This is a genomic window from Allobosea sp. LC85 (genome assembly GCF_000735605.1).
In the GTDB taxonomy this organism is placed as follows: domain Bacteria; phylum Pseudomonadota; class Alphaproteobacteria; order Rhizobiales; family Beijerinckiaceae; genus Allobosea.
Genome location: NZ_JPKG01000047.1, coordinates 83,586 through 100,410, shown reverse-complemented (window position 1 = coordinate 100,410; position 16,825 = coordinate 83,586). Strand labels below are relative to the sequence as shown.

22 protein-coding genes are annotated in these 16,825 nt (G+C 64.8%); 11 read left to right on the top strand and 11 right to left on the bottom strand.

Annotated elements, in window-relative coordinates; genetic code table 11:
* Window positions 1-33: 33 nt before the first annotated feature.
* Window positions 34-363, bottom strand: coding sequence for a thiosulfate oxidation carrier complex protein SoxZ (gene soxZ / locus FG93_RS22220; RefSeq protein WP_043238560.1), 330 nt, complete (start codon window positions 361-363; stop codon window positions 34-36).
* A gap of 52 nt (window positions 364-415) precedes the next feature.
* Window positions 416-880, bottom strand: coding sequence for a thiosulfate oxidation carrier protein SoxY (soxY, locus tag FG93_RS22215; protein WP_043238558.1), 465 nt, complete (start codon window positions 878-880; stop codon window positions 416-418).
* Window positions 881-1,096: 216 nt separating this feature from the next.
* On the opposite strand from soxY, the gene soxA reads away from it, so the two are divergent.
* Window positions 1,097-1,888, top strand: a complete 792-nt coding sequence (gene soxA, locus FG93_RS22210; protein WP_052514051.1) for a sulfur oxidation c-type cytochrome SoxA — start codon at window positions 1,097-1,099, stop codon at window positions 1,886-1,888.
* Window positions 1,889-1,901: 13 nt separating this feature from the next.
* Window positions 1,902-2,525 carry a sulfur oxidation c-type cytochrome SoxX gene (soxX, locus tag FG93_RS22205; RefSeq protein WP_043238555.1) on the top strand — a complete coding sequence of 208 codons (624 nt, stop codon included), beginning with the start codon at window positions 1,902-1,904 and terminating at the stop codon, window positions 2,523-2,525.
* A gap of 83 nt (window positions 2,526-2,608) precedes the next feature.
* On the opposite strand, the gene FG93_RS22200 is transcribed toward soxX, so the two are convergent.
* Window positions 2,609-3,172, bottom strand: coding sequence for a thioredoxin family protein (locus FG93_RS22200; protein WP_043238552.1), 564 nt, complete (start codon window positions 3,170-3,172; stop codon window positions 2,609-2,611).
* Between the two features lie 13 nt (window positions 3,173-3,185).
* Complete coding sequence (locus FG93_RS22195) at window positions 3,186-3,926, bottom strand: cytochrome c biogenesis CcdA family protein (protein WP_244448689.1); 741 nt, start codon at window positions 3,924-3,926, stop codon at window positions 3,186-3,188.
* Window positions 3,927-4,033: 107 nt separating this feature from the next.
* Between FG93_RS22195 and FG93_RS22190 the strand changes: the two genes are divergently transcribed.
* The 3 genes from FG93_RS22190 to FG93_RS22180 are packed head-to-tail and all read left to right on the top strand — an operon-like array spanning window position 4,034 to window position 5,904.
* Window positions 4,034-4,396 carry a thioredoxin fold domain-containing protein gene (locus FG93_RS22190; protein ID WP_244448693.1) on the top strand — a complete coding sequence of 121 codons (363 nt, stop codon included), beginning with the start codon at window positions 4,034-4,036 and terminating at the stop codon, window positions 4,394-4,396.
* Entirely contained in the window at window positions 4,393-4,776 is a 384-nt protein-coding gene (locus FG93_RS22185; RefSeq protein WP_043238549.1) for a metalloregulator ArsR/SmtB family transcription factor, read from the top strand. The genes FG93_RS22190 and FG93_RS22185 overlap by 4 nt, the downstream gene beginning before the upstream one ends.
* Before the next feature lie 30 nt (window positions 4,777-4,806).
* The gene (locus FG93_RS22180) at window positions 4,807-5,904 is read left to right on the top strand and encodes a YeeE/YedE family protein (RefSeq protein WP_043238546.1); all 1,098 of its coding nucleotides are present in this window, start codon (window positions 4,807-4,809) and stop codon (window positions 5,902-5,904) included.
* Window positions 5,905-5,919: 15 nt separating this feature from the next.
* Here FG93_RS22180 and FG93_RS22175 read toward each other — a convergent pair whose 3' ends face one another.
* Together FG93_RS22175 and FG93_RS22170 are read right to left on the bottom strand one after the other, a co-directional pair.
* The gene (locus tag FG93_RS22175) at window positions 5,920-6,831 is read right to left on the bottom strand and encodes an MBL fold metallo-hydrolase (RefSeq protein WP_043238543.1); all 912 of its coding nucleotides are present in this window, start codon (window positions 6,829-6,831) and stop codon (window positions 5,920-5,922) included.
* Window positions 6,832-6,914: 83 nt separating this feature from the next.
* On the bottom strand, window positions 6,915-7,889 hold the full coding sequence (locus FG93_RS22170; protein WP_043238540.1) for an ornithine cyclodeaminase family protein: 975 nt from the start codon (window positions 7,887-7,889) through the stop codon (window positions 6,915-6,917).
* Between the two features lie 113 nt (window positions 7,890-8,002).
* Between FG93_RS22170 and FG93_RS33880 the strand changes: the two genes are divergently transcribed.
* Window positions 8,003-8,137, top strand: coding sequence for a hypothetical protein (locus tag FG93_RS33880; RefSeq protein WP_280114153.1), 135 nt, complete (start codon window positions 8,003-8,005; stop codon window positions 8,135-8,137).
* A 20-nt stretch (window positions 8,138-8,157) separates the two neighbouring features.
* Here FG93_RS33880 and FG93_RS34065 read toward each other — a convergent pair whose 3' ends face one another.
* The 5 genes from FG93_RS34065 to FG93_RS22145 form a co-directional block, all read right to left on the bottom strand.
* Window positions 8,158-8,637 carry a GNAT family N-acetyltransferase gene (locus tag FG93_RS34065; protein ID WP_369347097.1) on the bottom strand — a complete coding sequence of 160 codons (480 nt, stop codon included), beginning with the start codon at window positions 8,635-8,637 and terminating at the stop codon, window positions 8,158-8,160.
* A 249-nt stretch (window positions 8,638-8,886) separates the two neighbouring features.
* On the bottom strand, window positions 8,887-9,279 hold the full coding sequence (locus tag FG93_RS22160; protein ID WP_043238537.1) for an OsmC family protein: 393 nt from the start codon (window positions 9,277-9,279) through the stop codon (window positions 8,887-8,889).
* Window positions 9,280-9,379: 100 nt separating this feature from the next.
* A complete protein-coding gene (locus FG93_RS22155; RefSeq protein WP_043238534.1) occupies window positions 9,380-9,835 on the bottom strand; it encodes an RbsD/FucU family protein in 456 nt (151 codons plus the stop codon).
* A gap of 1 nt (window position 9,836) precedes the next feature.
* Entirely contained in the window at window positions 9,837-10,676 is an 840-nt protein-coding gene (locus FG93_RS22150) for an amidohydrolase (protein WP_043238530.1), read from the bottom strand.
* A gap of 4 nt (window positions 10,677-10,680) precedes the next feature.
* Window positions 10,681-11,709, bottom strand: a complete 1,029-nt coding sequence (locus FG93_RS22145) for an aldo/keto reductase (RefSeq protein ID WP_043238528.1) — start codon at window positions 11,707-11,709, stop codon at window positions 10,681-10,683.
* 189 nt (window positions 11,710-11,898) lie between these two features.
* Here FG93_RS22145 and FG93_RS22140 point away from each other — a divergent pair, with 189 nt between their 5' ends.
* The 5 genes from FG93_RS22140 (at window position 11,899) to FG93_RS22120 (ending at window position 16,819) form a co-directional block, all read left to right on the top strand.
* Complete coding sequence (locus FG93_RS22140) at window positions 11,899-13,251, top strand: sugar ABC transporter substrate-binding protein (protein WP_043238525.1); 1,353 nt, start codon at window positions 11,899-11,901, stop codon at window positions 13,249-13,251.
* A gap of 147 nt (window positions 13,252-13,398) precedes the next feature.
* On the top strand, window positions 13,399-14,313 hold the full coding sequence (locus FG93_RS22135) for a carbohydrate ABC transporter permease (protein ID WP_152579564.1): 915 nt from the start codon (window positions 13,399-13,401) through the stop codon (window positions 14,311-14,313).
* Window positions 14,310-15,128 (top strand): carbohydrate ABC transporter permease, encoded by an 819-nt coding sequence (locus tag FG93_RS22130; RefSeq protein ID WP_043238522.1) that lies wholly within the window; start codon window positions 14,310-14,312, stop codon window positions 15,126-15,128. The genes FG93_RS22135 and FG93_RS22130 overlap by 4 nt, the downstream gene beginning before the upstream one ends.
* A 94-nt stretch (window positions 15,129-15,222) precedes the next feature.
* Window positions 15,223-16,119, top strand: a complete 897-nt coding sequence (locus FG93_RS22125; protein WP_043238520.1) for a dihydrodipicolinate synthase family protein — start codon at window positions 15,223-15,225, stop codon at window positions 16,117-16,119.
* 25 nt (window positions 16,120-16,144) lie between these two features.
* Window positions 16,145-16,819, top strand: a complete 675-nt coding sequence (locus FG93_RS22120) for a GntR family transcriptional regulator (RefSeq protein WP_043238519.1) — start codon at window positions 16,145-16,147, stop codon at window positions 16,817-16,819.
* Window positions 16,820-16,825: the final 6 nt, after the last annotated feature.

Genomic DNA, 16,825 nt, shown 5'->3' with positions numbered 1-16,825 from the left:
CGAGCAACCGGCCAGGTCGCGGCCGGCGAGACATCAGCCGACCGTCAGCTTGTTCTTGGCGGTGTATTCGGAGCCGTCGTCATCCTTCCAGGTGAAGGTGAATTCGCCCGATTCCGTCGCCTTGAAGAAGAAGGACTGGTAGGGGTTGGCCGAAATCGCGGGATGCCAGTCGGCGGAGAAGACCGGCTTGCCGTTGAAGCTCGCGCTGAACTTGTTGATGATCTTGCGCGGGATGGTCTCGCCCTTGGCATCCTTGCGCTGGCCGGATTCCATCTCGTGCGAGATCAGCGTCTTGATCTCGATCATCTCGCCTGCGGCGGCCTTGGCCGGAACGCGGACCCGCGGGGTGGGCTTGGTGCTCATGGGTGTATCCTCACCGTGATCTTATCGTTGTCGGGGCTGGAACGGGCGGGTCTCAGCCGCCGCAGCCGCCGATCGTGACCTTCACATTGGCCTTGGCCATGTGCAGCGCGCCGTTCGACATCTCGGCGACGCAGACGATGTTCTGGGTCTGGGCGAGGCGCATGCGGGTCGCGGCGGATGCCTTGCCGCAAGCCGGCGTGAAGCTGTAGCTGACGATGCCGGGGAGCGGGTTGCCGTCCGCATAGACATGCACGGCCTTGACGTAGTCGGCGTCCGTCATCGGGCTTTCGACCTCGATATTGATCGGGACGACGAGGCCGTTCTCGGCGATCTCGGGAACGTCGAGCTTGATCTTGCCCGCGGCGAAAGCCTTGTCGCCATAGAGCTTCTTCAGTTCGTTCGCGACCGTCTTTTCATCCGCGAAGGCGAGCTTGGCGCCGAGAAGGCTGGCCACGGCGGCGAAGGCGCCCGCCTTGAGAGCGTTACGGCGCGACAGCCCCGCTTGCTGAAAATCCATTCGGGCATCCTCCCTGGAATTATTCTGGTTAGCTCTTGACGACGCGACCGTCCGTCGCACATCATTTCGACATATCGTGATATTGTTTTTTGTGAATGTAAAGGCTTTCAAATCAAGAAAGCCGGGAATGAAGGTCGCATGAAGCGGCTGGTTGGGGAAACGAAAGGGCAGGGCATGAAGCTCACTGTGATCGGCGCGGCAGTTCTCGCCGCGGCCATGACGCTCGCGGCCGGGCATCTGACCGCGCAATCGCCGCCGCAGGACGATAGCGAGAAGGAGATCGAGCGCTATCGCCAGATGCTCTCGGACCCATTCTCCAATCCCGGCTATCTCGCAGTCGATCGCGGCGAAGAGATCTGGACGACGAAGCGCGGCACCAAGAATGTCTCGCTGGAAGGTTGCGATCTCGGCGAGGGCGCCGGCAAGCTGGAGGGCACCTATGCGCGGCTGCCGCGCCATTTCGCGGATGCCGACAAGGTCATGGATCTGGAGCAGCGTCTGCTCTGGTGCATGGACAAGGTCCAGGGGCTCGACACCAAGGACGTGCTGTCGCGGCGCTTCTCCGCGCCGGGTAGGGCCTCCGATCTCGAGGACCTGACGGCCTTCATCGCCAACAAATCGAACGGCATGAAGCTCGAGCCGCAGCTCAATCATGCCAAGGAACTCGAAATGGCGGCTGTCGGCGAGGAGCTGTTCTACCGACGCGGTGGCGTGATGGATTTCTCCTGCGCCACCTGCCACGCCGAGGAAGGCAAGCGTATCCGCCTGCAAGGGTTGCCCAACCTGTCCGTGCCGGGCGCCACGGCGCAGGCGACGATGGCCTCCTGGCCGACCTATCGCGTTTCCCAGAGCGCTCTTCGCACGATGCAGCACCGCCTTTGGGACTGCTATCGCCAGCAGCGCTGGCCGGTGCCGGATTTCGGCTCGGACAGCCTGACCGCGCTGACCGTCTTCCTGAACAAGCAGGCGGCCGGCGGTGAGCTCAATGTGCCTTCGATCAAGCGCTGAGGGGACGGAACCGATGATCAGATCAGCTTTCGCCTCCCTTGCCCTGGGCGCCTTCGCGTTCTGTGCTCCGGCTCTCGCGCAGGACAAGCCCGCCAGGCCGAGCCAGGCGACGATCGAGGCCTATGTGAAGTCCACTTTCGGCAAGGCGCCGGCGGAATGGCAGGCGCGCATTGCGCCGGATGAATCGCTGGCGGCATGCAATGTCCATCGCAATCAGGTTTCGTCCGCAGATGCGGAGGCCATCACCAAGCGCGAACTCGCCAGGGTCAGCTATCCGGCCGACGGCAAATTCCTCGGCAACTGGAAGGAAGGCTACAAGGTCGCCAATAACGGCCGCGGTGGTCAGTTTTCCGATCCGCCGGACACCGTTTCCGGCGGCAACTGCTTCGCTTGCCACCAGCTCGATCCCAAGGAATTGAGCTACGGTACGCTCGGCCCGAGCCTCGCCGCCTATGGCAAGGACCGGAAATACGACGCCGAGGCGATCAAGGACGCCTACACCAAGATCTACAATTCCCAAGCCGTCGTGCCTTGCTCGAACATGCCCCGCTTCGGCACCAACAAGGTGCTGAGCGAACAGCAGATCAAGGACGTGATGGCCTATCTGTTCGATCCGGAATCGCCGGTGAACAAGTAGAGGCAAGGCCCAGCGGCAGCCAACGTCATCCCGGCCTCGGTTCCTCCGTGGCCGGGATGATTTGCGTCTTGAGGTGGCCGATGTCAGGCGCCTTGCCGCTTCAGCCATTCCGGGAAGGGCGCAGTCTCGTAGCCCTTCTCCCGCACAAAGCGGAACATGGCGAGGAAATCGCGTGGTTCGAGCAGCCCCGGCATGCGGGCGACCTCGCGGGCCTGCGGCTTGCGTTGGCCAAGTCCGTCTGCACTCTCGGGCATGAACTGGATCGTCGGGGTGAAGCGCACGCCATAGGCCTCGCCCAGCGCCTTCTCGCCCAGTTTGCGCCCATCGAAATCGGTGACCTCGCGGGCGCCGATATGGTTGAGGTGCAGCACCTCAAAATTTGCCTTGATGTAGCCTTCGATCCTGGGATCGGCGAGATGCACCTCATGCATTCGCCGGCAGGCCGGGCAGCCCTTCAGGCCCCACATGATCGCGAGGCGCTTGCCGTTGCGGGTCGCGGTCTCGATGTCCTCGGAGAGATCGAGGAAGCTCTCGAGATACCAGTCCTGCTGGTAGAGCCCGTCCTCGCCGAGCCTGGCGGCGGCGAGGGCCTGAGGTGCGAAGGGGGCGGCGAGGGCAGAGCCGAGAAGCCGGCGTCGGGTCAGCATGGAAACTCTCCCTTCAGCCGATCGTGCCGAGGATCGGGACGGTCTGGAGCAGCCAGCCGGCGAGCGCCGGCATCATTCCGGTGATGAACAGCAGGCCCGTCACCACGAGCCCGGCGCCCATGGTCTTCTCGATGACGGCCATGTGCCGCCGGAAGCGGGAGAGCCAAGTCAGGAAGGGACCGGCGAAGACCGCCGCCAGCAGAAAGGGCAGGCCGATGCCGAGCGCGTAGGATGCGAGCAGAAGCGCGCCGCGCGAGGCGCTGCCCTCGGCGCCCGCGACCATCAGCACTGTCGCGAGCACCGGCCCGACGCAGGGCGTCCAGCCGAACGCGAAGGCAAGCCCGACGAGATAGGCGCCGAGCAGGCCGGCTGGACGTGCGGATGTCTGGAAACGGGCCTCCCGGTAGAGCAGGGGGATCCGCAGCCAGCCGAGAAAATGCAGGCCCATGACCAGGATGATTGCGCCGGCGGCAATGGACAGCGTGTCGAAATGGGTGGTGATCCAGGTCCCGATGGTCGAGGCGGTGGCGCCGAGCGCGACGAAGACGGTGGCGAAACCGAGCACGAAAACGGCCGCCATGGCGACGATGCGACGGCGCTGCGCGGCTGTCAGCACGCCGTCGGAGCCGGACAATTCGCCGATGCCGACGCCCGCCAGGAAGCAGAGATAGGGCGGCACCAAGGGCAGCACGCAGGGGCTCAGGAAGGAGAGCAGCCCGGCTGCGAAAGCTCCCGCGATCGAGATGTCGAACAAGGTTCAACCCGCCAATTGTTTAAACATATGAATACGACTATGTTTGTCGGATGAAAGCAATCGCGAAATGGCTGGGCCGGCATGCGGGCCTCGCAGCGCTGGTGGGGATGGCGCTTGCCAGCCTTCCGTTGCGGGCCGCCGAGCTGGTGATGTTCGAGCGCGAGGGCTGCCTCTGGTGCGCCCGCTGGGACCGGGAGGTCGCGCCTGTCTATGCCAGCACGCCGGAGGGCAAGGCAGCGCCGTTGAGGCGTGTCGATCTCGGTTCAACCCGCGCGGACGAGCCTGGGCTCGCTGCACCGGTTCGCTTCACCCCGACCTTCGTCCTGATGGATGAGGGGCGCGAGGTCGGCCGGATCACCGGCTATATCAGCGACGACGCATTCTGGGGTTTGCTTGGCAAGATGCTTGCTGGCATGGACACTCCCATCCATCGAACCCGTGGCCAGTCCGCGACAATGGAGCGAAAATGAGCGCGATTGTCTCCAAGGCCCTCGAAGCCGAGCTGCGCGACGGCGCCGAATTCTCGGCCGAGCTCGATCAGCTGATGCGCAAGGCCCGAAAGGCCAGCGATTTCCTGAAAGCCCTGTCCCACGAAAACCGGCTGTTGCTGCTCTGCCTGCTGGCCGAGCGCGAACGCACCGTCACTGAACTTGAAAACATCCTCTCGCTGCGCCAGCCGATGGTTTCGCAGCAACTCGCGCGGCTCCGGCTCGACCAGCTGGTCACCACCCGTCGCGACGGCAAGGCGATCTATTACAGCCTCGCCAACGACGATGTGCGTCAGGTCATCTCGGTGATCTACGACATCTTCTGCAACCGTCCCGAGAGCACGGACCGCTTGCGTGATTGAATTGCGGGCCGGCAGGGGCGTCTGACGATCATGGAACCTCTGCCGACCTGGGCCGTGACGCTGATCGGCGTTCTCATCGGCGCAGCCTGCGGCTTTACGGCCCGGCGTGCCCGGCTCTGCTCCTTCGGGGCGATCGAGGATGCCTGGATGGGCGGCGATACGCGCCGCCTGCGCATCTTCGGGCTCGCACTCGCCGTCGCGCTCGTGGGCACGCAGCTTCTGGTCGGTCTCGGCTGGCTTTCACCCCGGCTCTCGACTTATGTGCCCTCGGCCCTGCCCTGGCTCTCGATCCTGCTCGGCAGTACGGTTTTCGGAATCGGCATGGCGCTGGTCGGAACCTGCGGCTTCGGCTCTCTCGTTCGTCTCGGCAGCGGCGACCTGCGCAGCCTGATCGTGATGATGGTCTTCGGCGCCGTCGCCTATGCGACGCTCCGCGGCATGCTGGCCTCCCTTCGAATTGATGTGCTCGAGACGGTCGCCCTGCCGATTCCCGGTGGAGTGCAGGGGGATCTGCCGTCGCTGCTCGCCCGGTTCGGGCTTGGCGACTGGCGCCTCGCCATCGTTCTCGTCGCGGCCACAGTGCTGATACTGGCCGTACTGGCCGACCCTCGGTTGCGACGTTCGCCGCGGCTGCTGCTGGCCGGGCTGACGCTGGGGGGCGGAGTCGTTGCAGGCTGGTGGGCGACGGGTGTGGCTATCGATGAATTCGCCGCGTTTCCGCGCCCGCAGAGCCTGACCTTCGTCTCGCCAATCGGCAGGGCACTCTACGCGGTCCTGAGCCACCCCATCGGATTCCTTGATTTCGGGGTCGGCACCATTTTGGGGGTGATGCTCGGGGCCTTTGCCTCGGCGCTCTACGATCGCGAGTTCCGCTGGGAGGCCTTTGACGATCACCATGAGATGCGCCGCCATCTGGCGGGCGGCGCGCTGATGGGGTTCGGCGGCATTCTCGCCGGCGGTTGCACCATCGGGCAGGGCGTCACGGCCGGCTCGCTGATGGCGCTGTCCTGGCCGCTGGCGGTCGCCGGCATGATGCTCGGCGCTCGCATCGGCATCGCTGTGCTGGTCGAGGGCTCGGTGCGCGAGATGCTGGCCGAACGCCTCGGGCGCCGCCGTCGCTGCGATTGAGCGTTCTCCTGCCGATCAGGCCGCGGCCGGGATGAAGCGGAAGGCCTGCCCGGTACGCTCGACCGTGCCGATCCCGCCCTTCGGCAGGTGATAGCCAACCACCCGCAGTTTCTCGTCGGCGGCCCGGCCAAGCACGGCCTTGCGGGTCTGGACCGCCTGATCCGCGTCATGGTCGGAGGCTGGGCGCCATTCCGGATGCGCGAAGGATGCAACCGGATGCGTCGCCGCGTCGCCCAGCACGAGCAGCCTGTCGCTGCCGTCCTTGATCTCGAACGAGACATGACCCGGCGTGTGGCCGGGCGTGGCGACAGCCGCGATGCCCGGCAGCACTTCCTCGCCTGCGGCGAAGGTCTTCAGCCCGTCCTGGAGACCTTTCAGCACGCGCTGCGCGCCGGCCGCGAAGGCGTGCCGGTCTTCGGGAAGTCGCTCATAGACCTTGGCGTCAGTCCAGAACGCCACTTCGTCGCGGGCCGCCAGCCAGGTTGCCTTTGGAAAGGCCGGGCTGTCGAATTCGTCGAGCGCGCCCCAGAGATGGTCAGGGTGCAAATGGGTGAAGACGACATGGCTCACGCTGTCGGGCGCGATGCCGGCGGCCTCGAGGCTTGCTGCGAGCTTGCCGCTGCCGGCAAGAAAGTTCGCGCCGGCGCCGCAATCGAACAGGATCGTCTCGTTGCCGCGCTTCAGGCAGGTGACATTCAGCACCGTCTCGGACGGGCCCTTGCTGCCGGTCATCGCCTCGAGCTGCGGCAGCGGCGTATCGCGCGCGAGCATGGAGAGCGGCAGCTGGAAGCCGCCATCGCTCAGCACCAGGATCTCAGCCTTGCCTAGCCCGGCGCGTGCCACGACCTGCGCTCGTGCCGTGCCGCCGCAGAGCGTGGCTGCCGCTGTCAGGGTGGCTCCGAGAGTGAAAGCGCGACGATCCAGCATCGAAGATCTCACATATTCCTATGGATGAATATGTGACGCTAGCAGAGCTCCGACGCCTTGTCTTCCTGTTTGCTGACGCAACATCAGCGCGGGAGCCGCAGGCCGGCCTCCTTGGCCAGGGCCGCGCGATAGACGGTGGCCGCCACGGCAAGATCAGCGAGCGCGAAGCCGCGGAAAATGAACATGGCGCGCTGCTCTGCGTCGCTGCGTCCGGGCCGGGCTCCGCCGGCGAGTTCTGTCAGGTCGGCATCGAAGCTGCCGAGCGGGCCGAAATCTACGGCGATCGGCGGGCTCTCCGCCTGCTGCTGGTGATCGTCGGTGGCAACGAGGTCGAGCTTGCGCAAGCCGTTCGGCAGCCAGCTGCGGGCGACGTCGACGGCTGCAACGAAGGCGCCCGGCTTCAACCAGGCAGGGTCGAGGAAGGGCTCGAATCCGTGCTGCATGGGCACGGTCGTGATGACCACGTCGCTGGTGCGAACGACATCGCCGGCATCATCATGGGCCTCGGCAGCAAAGCCCTGCTCGCTTGCATGGCCGATGAAGAGATCGGTGGTGCGGCGGCTTCGGCCGAACGCGCGAACCTCGCTCAGGCCGGGGAGGAGGGACTTGAACGCAGCAAGGTGCGAGCGGGCCTGCAGGCCGCAGCCGATGAAGCCGATGCTGCGGCTCTCCGGACGTGCCAGGAATTCGCCTGCTGCCGCCGACATCGCCGCCGTGCGGATTGCCGTGACGAGGTTTCCGTCGAGGACCGCCAGCAGCTTGCCGGATGCATAGTCGTTGAGAGCAATCATGGCGTGGATGCCAGGCGTGCCCGTGCCATTCGCGGCGGGCGCCATGCCGAGCCATTTTGTCGCCGCCATGCCGATCGCGGGCGAGGCCGCGCACAGCGACTGGAAGGCGTGGCCGGGGCCGATCTCGAGCGCAAGCTTGGGCTTGCTCAGCGTCCGGCCGTCGAGATGCGCCTTGAAGATCGTCCTCACTGACGCGCGGGCGAGCGCCGGATCGAGATCGAGCCCCGCGATGTCAGCTTCGGCGAGATAGAGGAGAGTGTCAGGCATGGGCAGGCTCGCAGCAGGCGGGGTTCGATTGACCCGGCATTAAGTAGCAAAAACCACCAGATTGATGCCACTTGTTTGGTAGCTTCCGGCTCCCTTTGAAGGAGCGGGAGCAGGTGAGAGTTGACGAGGAGCTGAAGCAGAAGCGCGCTGAGCTGCTTGGCGAGATCGATGAGCTGACAGCCAGGATTCAGGCGATCAACAGACACGTCTCGGCGATCGACCAGGTGATCGCAATCTACGATCCTTGATCGCATCACATAAGCGAAACCTAGTCAGGTGAGGGATAACCATCGTTGCCCGCTTCCGGAAGCTGGCGTCGCATGCGGCGGTCCGGTATCTCGACGCCCCTTTTGATCGTACTACCCGGCCCCGAGTCCTCGAAACCAAAACGCTCGTAGAATGGCCCGGCGCCCAACGCAGCCTTCAGGACGACGATCGGAGAGCCAGCAGTCTCCGCCGCCCTGAAAGCGGCGTCCGCTAGCAGGGTACCAATCCCAGTTCGCTGAGCGTGGGGTCGGACGAATAGGGACAGCAACTCCCCGTCCTCCCAGGAAACGTAGCCGACAACGACGCCATTCGCGACCGCGACGAGAAACGCCTCCCCACCGTCCTGGGCGCGGAGGTACCCCGCCGGCGTCCGACCAGTCGTCCAAGCCGAGATCTGTCCTTCGTCATAATGGGCACGCAGCGTAGTGCGAAGACAGGCGGTATGAATGGCGTGGATCTCGATAGCGTCCTCACCCTCCATGGGCCGTATCGTCACTTCGTTCTGCATCTATGCCTCGCTTGATCAGGTTGGCCTTGTTTTATCGTGACATCCGACCTCGACCGAGGACAATAACCGAATTTCGGCAAGCCTTTGGCACCCCCTTCGTGGCTTTTGCTACCTAATGCCGGTTTGAGCTGGGTTGGGCCAAGGACGCACGGGCGTGTTCGGTCGCTCGGCGCGTTCTTTCTAGCGGCGTGAGTGCAGGAACGGAAACGGACTCGCCAGGACTCAGCTGTCCGACAGTCTTGTCGCAATGTCGGCGCCGGCCTTCAGTGTCAGGGTAACGGGTGTGCGCTCGGCGACATCGGCGAGGCGCACCCGCTGATCCTCCGTCAGATCACCCGTCAGCGTGATGACACGTTCGATCTTCGAACGGTTCTCGACCTTGACGTGATGCAGGTCGATATCGACAGCCTGAAGGTTCCACTGCTTGCGCTCGGCATACATGCGCAAGGTGATGGCCGTGCAGGCGCCGAGACTGGCGAGAAGCAGGTCATAGGGCGCCGGCCCGGCATCGGCTCCGCCCAAGGCTGCCGGTTCGTCGGCAACCAGCGTCCGGCCGCCCATCCTGATCGTCGTCGCAAAATTCGTCGTGCCGAGATGGGCGTTCGCGCAGGCCATGCAGCCTTCCTCCAAGCGTGGCAGTGCAGCTTGATGAAGCTACGCCGACAGCCTCACGATCCTGAGCGGTGCAGGCGCGCTTGCCAACCCTCGCGCGGGCTCAGCCCGGAAGACCAGCGATGACGCCCTTGCGTAGCAGGAAGCAGCCATAGGGCCGCGGGTCGCCGACCTGGACGACGGCGAAGCTTGCCTTCGCCGCGGCGTAGAAGGCAAAACGCTCGATGCCGAGGCAGGGTGTGGGCTGCCCCATGGCGCGGTCGACCTCGGCCTGAACCTCGGCCTGTACCGGCGGAATCTCGTCAGGCTTGCCGACAACCTCCATGCGCCGCACCGGGCCGGGCTCGAAATCGTCGATTGGCAGGACGGAAAGGATGGCGCGGGTCGCGCGCGCCATCGAAAGGCCCGGCAGCCGGATCAGCCTTCCGCTTGCGGTCGCGCTCGCGACCGTATCAGCCGGATGATTGGCATCGACAATGGCCAGATCGTCGCCATGGCCCATCGCGGCCAGAACCCAGAGCAGATCGGCGCTCAGGACAGGGTCGATGCCCTTCAGCATGTCAGTTGCGTCCTCGGTGCGAGAGATAGAGCCTTTGGGCATTGCCGCCCATGATCGCGGCGCGATCGGCTTCGGGCAGCGGGGCGAGCAACTCCACGACGGTTTCGAACCAGCTGGAATAGTCGGCCCGCAATGTGACGACGGGCCAGTCGCTGCCCCAGATCAGGCGATCGGGACCGAAGACGGCGAGGAGATGCGAGACGACCGGGCGCAGGGTCTCGATCGTCCAGCCGGCAGCGGCCTCGGTGACGAGGCCGGAGATCTTGCAGTAGGTCTGGGGCCGCGCGGCGACTGCGGCGATATCCTCACGCCAGTTCGCGATCTCCCCGCTGATGAGATCCGGCTTGGCGGCATGGTCGACCACGACGGCGAGCGTCGGATGTCGATCGAGAACGGTCAGCAGCGGCGTGATGTGCTGCGGTCGCAGCAGCGCATCGAAGACGAGGTCATGGGCTGCGACCGCCGCGAAGGCCGGCGCGAGGGAGGGACGGGCCAGCCAGCTCTCGTCGGGAATGTCGTGGACCATGGGCCTGAGCCCGACCAGCAGCGGATCGCCGCTCAGGCGAGCGATCCGCTCGGATGCATCGAGCGCATTGAAATCGCACCAGCCGACGACACCGGCGACGCTATGGTTGCGCTCGGCAATGTCGAGCAGGAATGCCGTCTCGGCCTCGGTCGGCGCGGCCTGGACCAGGATGGTGCGCTCGATGCCGTGCCGCGCCAGCAGCGGCACCAGGTCTTGCGGACCGAAGTCGCGATGGATCGGGCCCAGTGCCGGGGTCAGCCAGCCATAGTCGCCGCGCGAGACCTGCCAGTAATGCTGATGGGCGTCGATCCGCATCGGGCTATTCCGGCACAGGAACATCAGCGCCGAGCAGGCCTTCGGCCTTGAGCGCGCTCCAGAGCTCGAGCGGAACCGGCGCGGCAAGCTCGGCAAGCTGGTCGGCGACCTCCGCCGGGGCGACCGCCCCCATGACGATACTCGAAACGGCGGGGTGGCCGAGCGGGAATTGCAGCGCAGCACGACGCAGCGGCACCGCGTAGCGCCGGCAGGTCATCTCGATGGCAGCAACCCGTGCCAGGATCTCGGGCGGAGCGGGCTTGTAATTGTACTTGGCACCGGTGACGGGGCCGGTCGCCAGTATGCCGGAATTGAAGACACCGCCGAGCATCAGACCGATGTCTTTCTTCCGGGCGAGAGGCATGAAGGATGCGATCGCCGGCTGTTCCAGCAGCGAATAGCGGCCGGCAAGCAGCATGGTGTCGAAGTCGCCGGCATGGGCAAACCGCTCGCACATCTCCGCTTCGTTGACGCCGACTCCGATCGCCTTGACCGTACCCGCCGCCCGCAATTTGTCGAGCGCGCGGTATGCGCCGGCCATCGCCTCGGAGAACCGGTCCTCGATGGCGTCCGCGCCATGGGTCCAAATGTCGACATCATGGATCAGGACGATGTCGATCTGGTCCGTGCCGAGCCGAAGGGCCGACTGCTCGAGCGAGCGCATGGTGCCGTCATAGGAATAGTCGAAACGCATGCCATGCGGCAGGCCGCCCAGATAGCCCGAGCCGTCGCCGCGCCCCGCGAAGGGCTCTGCGACGCGACCAACCTTGCTGGAGAGCAGCACGCCTTCGCGGCCGACCCGGCGCAGTGCCGCACCGATGCGATGCTCGGACAATCCGTGGCCATAGAGCGGCGAGGTATCGATCAGGGTGACGCCGGCGGCGACTGCCGCCTCCACGGTTGCGACGGCCTGAGCCTCGTCGAGCCTTGCATAGAGATCACCGAGAGGCGCCCCGCCGAAGCCGAGCGTCGAGACCCTCAATTCGGTACGGCCAAGATTTCGCGAGGGGAGGGGCGGCGCAACTGCGGGCATGGATACCGGGTCCAAGGATGTGCTGCAGTGACTATGTGCACGCCAACATGTCAGCTTGCAACCGGCATCGAACGGGATTAGCGTCAGCGCCGGATCCGAAGGGCAATGTCTCGACGGGACCGGCGCTCGGCCGGATAAACAGGCAGGCTCGTCAACGGGCCGCAATCTGCGTCCACAGGGAGGACAACCATGACAGACAGCATTCTGAAGCCGAGCCGGCGCGCGCTCCTGCGCGGGGCTGCAACATTGGGCGCGGCGGGCGCCATCGGATCGCCGATGGTTCTGCGCGAAGCCCATGCGCAGGCCGCCTTCAACTGGAAGCGCTTTTCCGGCACGACGATCGACGTGCTGCTGGTGAAGAACCCGCGCTCCGACCTGATGCAGGCGGCGGAGAAGGAATTCACCGAACTCACTGGGATCAAGGTCTCCGCCGAGCAGGTGCCGGAGCAACAGCAACGCCAGAAGGCGGTGATCGAGTTCGCCTCGGGCAAGCCGAGCTTCGACGTCAGCGGCATCTCGCTGCATGTGCAGAAGCGCATGGCCGCCAAGGGCAGGTGGTTCGAGGATCTGACGCCCTATATCAAGGACGCCTCGCTGACCTCGCCGAGCTTCAATTTCGATGATTTCGGCGCGGGGCCTGTCGCTTATGCTCGCCAGGCCGACGGATCGCTCGATACGATCCCGTTCTTCGTCGATTACTGGATGATCTACTACAACAAGGCGCTCTTCGACGCGAAGGGCGTTGCCTATCCGAAGACGATGGACGAGATCGCCACCGTCGCGGCCAAGCTGCATGATCCGGCCAAGGGAATTGCCGGCTTCGTCTCGCGCGGCCTGAAGAACGCCAACGTCCCGGTCTGGGCCAGCCTGCTGCTCGGGCAGGGCATCGAGACCACCTCGCCCGAAGGCAAGCTGCTCACCGATACGCCCGAGGCGGTCTGGGCAGGCGAACTCTACAAGAAACTGAACAAGGAAACCGGTCCGGCCGGTCAGGTCGGCTTCAACTGGAACGAATGCCAGACCACCTTCATGCAGGGTCGCGCCGCGATGTGGCTCGACGGCATCGGCTTTGCCACGCCGCTCGAGGACCCGACGAAGTCGCGTATCGTCGGCAAGGTCGGCTACGGCATCACGCCGCCCGGGCCGAAGGCGCATCATGCCGGCATGTTCGCCGATGGCATGGGCATTTCGCGCGGTTCGCAGAAGAAGCAGGCTGCCTGGCTCTATCTCCAGTTCATGACCAGCAAGGCTCAGCAGATCGCGATGCTCAAGGCCGGTGCCGGGGCACCCGGGCGCGCCTCGGCCTATCTCGACACCGAGACCATCTCGCAGTCGAAGTTCGGCAAGCAGTATTTCGAGTGCCTGCTCGGCTCGGCCAAGGTCGCGCGCGCTGCGCTGCCGCAGATCGTTCCGGTGACCGAATTCCGAGATGTCTTCGGCGTGGCGCTGACCAATGCGCTCGGCGGTGCGGATGTGGCTGCCGAGTTGAAGAAGGCAACCGAAACCTTCGCGCCGGTCCTGGTCAAGAGCGAACAGGGCTGACGAACATCGCCATCATGGCCGGGCGTACCCCGGCCATGATGGCTTTCCCCTCCGGGGAAAGGTGATGTTCACGAGGTGAATGTCCGCCACAGGGCGGGCACGACAAAACGTTTTCAGCAAAGCGCAGACATGACCAACACAACCGCCATGCCAGCGGATCTCACGACGCCGAAGGCGCCGCCTGCGAGACATTCAGCGGATTTCACGCCGCGCTACTGGCTGTTCTCGCTGCCAGCCGTGCTGCTCATCCTCGGGGTGATCGTCTTCCCATGGCTGTTCACGCTCTACATGTCGGGCCATGACTGGAAGATCGGCGGTGGCCCCGAATTCGTCGGCCTGCAGAACTTCTCCGAACTGTTCCGCGATACGCGCTTCATCGAATCGATGGGGCATACGGCCTATTTCACGATCCTGGCCGTGGTGCTGCCGATCGTGTTCGGCACGGCCGCGGCGCTGGTCTTCCACCGCGAGTTCCCATTCCGGGGGCTGCTGCGCACCATCTTCGTGATGCCGATGATGGCGACGCCGGTCGCCGTCGCGCTGGTCTGGACGATGATGTTCCACCCGCAGCTCGGCGTGCTGAACTACCTGCTTTCACTCGTCGGCGTTGGGCCCCAGCCCTGGGTCTACGACCCTCATACCGTGATCCCGACGCTGATCCTGGTCGAGGTCTGGCACTGGACGCCGCTCGTCATGCTGATCGTGCTCGGCGGCCTGGCTGGGTTGCCGAAGGAACCCTATGAATCCGCGCTGATCGACGGTGCCAATTCCTGGCACATGTTCCGCCACATCACGCTGCCGCTGGTCTGGCCCTTCATCATGGTGGCGATCGTGATCCGCACCATCGATGCGCTGAAGGCCTTCGACACGATCTTCGTGATCACCCAAGGCGGGCCAGGCACGGCGTCCGAGACGCTCAATATCTTCCTCTACCTGCAGGCCTTCCAGTTCTACAAGATCGGCTACGCCTCGGCCGTGGTGGTGATCTTCTTCGTCATCATCATCATGCTCTCGCTGCTGCTGCTCTACGCGCGCCAGAAGTCGAAGTGGAACGCGGAATGAAGCGGCTCGCCTCCAAGATCGGCTTTGCGCTCTCGGTCTTCGTGCTGGTTTCGCCGGCCGTCCTCGTCTTCCTCTGGATGCTGTCGCTCTCGTTCAAGAACGAGCTCGACAACCCTGCTTTCCCGCCGGTCTTCATCCCGAACCCGCCGACGCTGGCGAACTATCTCGACGTCTTCGAGAAGAACAACTTCGCGCTCTATCTCTGGAATTCGATCCTGGTCACGGGCGGGGCGGTGCTGATCGGGCTCGGGGTCGGCGTGCCGGCCGGCTACGGCATCGCCCGCGGCAAGGCGACGAAGTTTGCGATCCTGATCCTGGTCGCACGGATGACGCCGGCCCTGTCCTATCTGATCCCGCTCTTCCTGCTGTTCCAGATGACAGGGCTCGTCGGTAGCATCACGGCGCTGGTGATCACGCATCTCGTCATCACCATTCCGATCATCGTCTGGATCATGATCGGCTATTTCGAGAATGTGCCGATGGAACTGGAGGATGCGGCGCGCATCGATGGCGCCACGACCTGGCAGGCCTTCCGCCATGTCGCGCTGCCGCTGGCCCGGCCCGGCATCGTGGTCGGCGGCATCCTCGCCTTCATCTTCTCCTGGAACAACTTCATCTTCTCGGTCGTGCTCGGCGGCAAGAACAGCCGCACCTTGCCGTCCGCCGTCTACAATTCGCTGACCTTCGAGCAGATTTCCTGGGGGCCGCTCGCCGCCGCCGCACTGCTGGTGACGTTGCCGGTGCTGCTGCTGACGGTGCTGGCCCAGCGCGAGATCGTTGCCGGATTATCGGCCGGAGGGCTGAAGGATGGCTGAGCTCTACCTGGATTTCCGCTTCGTCCCGAACTTGCGTCAGCTTTGACCGCAAACTAACATGTCAGACATTCATACCTCAGGAGAGATTCCTCCAATGGCTATCGACCCGAACCGCTTTGGCCTTTCCTGCGCCATCACGACGCCGATGCGGGAAGGCGGGGCCGTCGATCTGCCGCGCCTGGTCAAGCATGCGCGCCATGTGCTCGCCGAGGGCTGTGACTCCGTCACGCTGTTCGGCACGACCGGCGAGGGCGCGGCGCTCGGCCTGCCGGCACGCACAGCGATGCTGGGTGCGCTGGTCGGCGCCGGCATCGATCCTGCCACGCAAATCTATGCCGGCGTCGCCGCCGCCTCGCTGCATGAATCGATCGAGCAGGCCAAGGTTGCGCTCGAAATCGGCGCCAAGGGTCTGCTGGTCGCGCCGCCCTTCTACTTCAAAGGCGTCAGCGACGAGGGCCTCTATGCCTGGTTCTCGCAGTTCTTCGAGAAGCTGGGGCCGTCCGCCCGCAACACCATCCTCTACCACATCCCCTCGGTCACGGCGGTCGATATCAGCGTCGGGCTGGTCGAGCGGCTGAAGCAGGCGTTTCCGGGCATCGTCACCGGGGTCAAGGATTCCTCGGGCAGCTATGCGAATACCGAAGCCCTGCTCAAGGCTCACGGCGAGCTCGCCATCCTGGTTGGCGACGAGCGGTTGCTGGCTCGTGCAGTGAGGGCGGGCGCCCAAGGCACGATCTGCGGCGTCGCCAATCTGGTGTCGGGGCTGCTCCGGCCGATGGTTTATGAAGGGACGGAAAGCCCAGTGGTGAATGCGCTGGTCGACGAGGTCTGCAGCTATCCGGTGCTGCCGGCGGTCAAGGCGCTGGTCGGCCATCTGCATGGCGACAAGGGCTATGGTGCGATGCGGCCGCCGCTCGAGGCCTTGAGCGAAGCTCAGCGGCAGCGCTTGTTCGCGGCCTTCGACACGATCACGCGAGCCAAGGCCGCCTGAGGAGCTGCAAGAGGAACGGGAGAGCATGGGCGAGAACGATCAGGAGCGCGAGGGCGAACCGCTGAAGCTGCGGGACAAGGCCTATGTCAGCTTCACCGAGCGGCTGCTAGCGCGCGAGATCAAGCCAGGCCAGTTCGTCACGCAGCGCGAGCTTGTGGCGATGACCGGCCTGCCGCTCGGCGCGATTCGCGAACTGATCCCGCGACTCGAGGCGGAAGGTCTGATCAAGACCGTGCCGCAGCGCGGCATGCAGGTGGCCCATGTCGATCTCAACCTGATCCGCAATGCGTTCCAATTCCGGCTCTTCCTCGAAAAGGAAGCGACTGCACTCTACGCGAAAACGGCGACCGACGCAGAGATCGCCGAACAGCGCGAGCGCCACGAAGCGATCATCCGGCGGGCCGAGGCAGGCGGCGACGAGACGCTGATCGAGGACGCGGAGGATGTCGACCGGCTGATGCATGAAGCGATCATCGATCACCTCGACAACGATATCGTCTCCAAGGCCTTCCGGGTCACCTGGCTGAAGATCAGGCTGATCCGCCAATACGAGACACGCATCCAGAACCACATCCTGGTTCCGGTCATGCAGGACCATCTGAAGATCATTGCCGCCATCGAGGCGCGCGACCCCGAGCGGGCCGCAGCCGAGATGAGCGCGCATATCGGCAACGCCCGCAACCGGGCCATGAGCTACTGAGGATCA

Bases quoted from the DNA above. Each gene is read 5' to 3' on its own strand.
- soxZ (WP_043238560.1), bottom strand. From the start codon at position 363: ATGAGCACCAAGCCCACCCCGCGGGTCCGCGTTCCGGCCAAGGCCGCC.
- soxY (WP_043238558.1), bottom strand. From the start codon at position 880: ATGGATTTTCAGCAAGCGGGGCTGTCGCGCCGTAACGCTCTCAAGGCG.
- soxA (WP_052514051.1), top strand. From the start codon at position 1,097: ATGACGCTCGCGGCCGGGCATCTGACCGCGCAATCGCCGCCGCAGGAC.
- soxX (WP_043238555.1), top strand. From the start codon at position 1,902: ATGATCAGATCAGCTTTCGCCTCCCTTGCCCTGGGCGCCTTCGCGTTC.
- FG93_RS22200 (WP_043238552.1), bottom strand. From the start codon at position 3,172: ATGCTGACCCGACGCCGGCTTCTCGGCTCTGCCCTCGCCGCCCCCTTC.
- FG93_RS22190 (WP_244448693.1), top strand. From the start codon at position 4,034: ATGGCGCTTGCCAGCCTTCCGTTGCGGGCCGCCGAGCTGGTGATGTTC.
- FG93_RS22185 (WP_043238549.1), top strand. From the start codon at position 4,393: ATGAGCGCGATTGTCTCCAAGGCCCTCGAAGCCGAGCTGCGCGACGGC.
- FG93_RS22180 (WP_043238546.1), top strand. From the start codon at position 4,807: ATGGAACCTCTGCCGACCTGGGCCGTGACGCTGATCGGCGTTCTCATC.
- FG93_RS22175 (WP_043238543.1), bottom strand. From the start codon at position 6,831: ATGCTGGATCGTCGCGCTTTCACTCTCGGAGCCACCCTGACAGCGGCA.
- FG93_RS22170 (WP_043238540.1), bottom strand. From the start codon at position 7,889: ATGCCTGACACTCTCCTCTATCTCGCCGAAGCTGACATCGCGGGGCTC.
- FG93_RS34065 (WP_369347097.1), bottom strand. From the start codon at position 8,637: ATGGAGGGTGAGGACGCTATCGAGATCCACGCCATTCATACCGCCTGT.
- FG93_RS22160 (WP_043238537.1), bottom strand. From the start codon at position 9,279: ATGGCCTGCGCGAACGCCCATCTCGGCACGACGAATTTTGCGACGACG.
- FG93_RS22155 (WP_043238534.1), bottom strand. From the start codon at position 9,835: ATGCTGAAGGGCATCGACCCTGTCCTGAGCGCCGATCTGCTCTGGGTT.
- FG93_RS22150 (WP_043238530.1), bottom strand. From the start codon at position 10,676: ATGCGGATCGACGCCCATCAGCATTACTGGCAGGTCTCGCGCGGCGAC.
- FG93_RS22145 (WP_043238528.1), bottom strand. From the start codon at position 11,709: ATGCCCGCAGTTGCGCCGCCCCTCCCCTCGCGAAATCTTGGCCGTACC.
- FG93_RS22140 (WP_043238525.1), top strand. From the start codon at position 11,899: ATGACAGACAGCATTCTGAAGCCGAGCCGGCGCGCGCTCCTGCGCGGG.
- FG93_RS22135 (WP_152579564.1), top strand. From the start codon at position 13,399: ATGCCAGCGGATCTCACGACGCCGAAGGCGCCGCCTGCGAGACATTCA.
- FG93_RS22130 (WP_043238522.1), top strand. From the start codon at position 14,310: ATGAAGCGGCTCGCCTCCAAGATCGGCTTTGCGCTCTCGGTCTTCGTG.
- FG93_RS22125 (WP_043238520.1), top strand. From the start codon at position 15,223: ATGGCTATCGACCCGAACCGCTTTGGCCTTTCCTGCGCCATCACGACG.
- FG93_RS22120 (WP_043238519.1), top strand. From the start codon at position 16,145: ATGGGCGAGAACGATCAGGAGCGCGAGGGCGAACCGCTGAAGCTGCGG.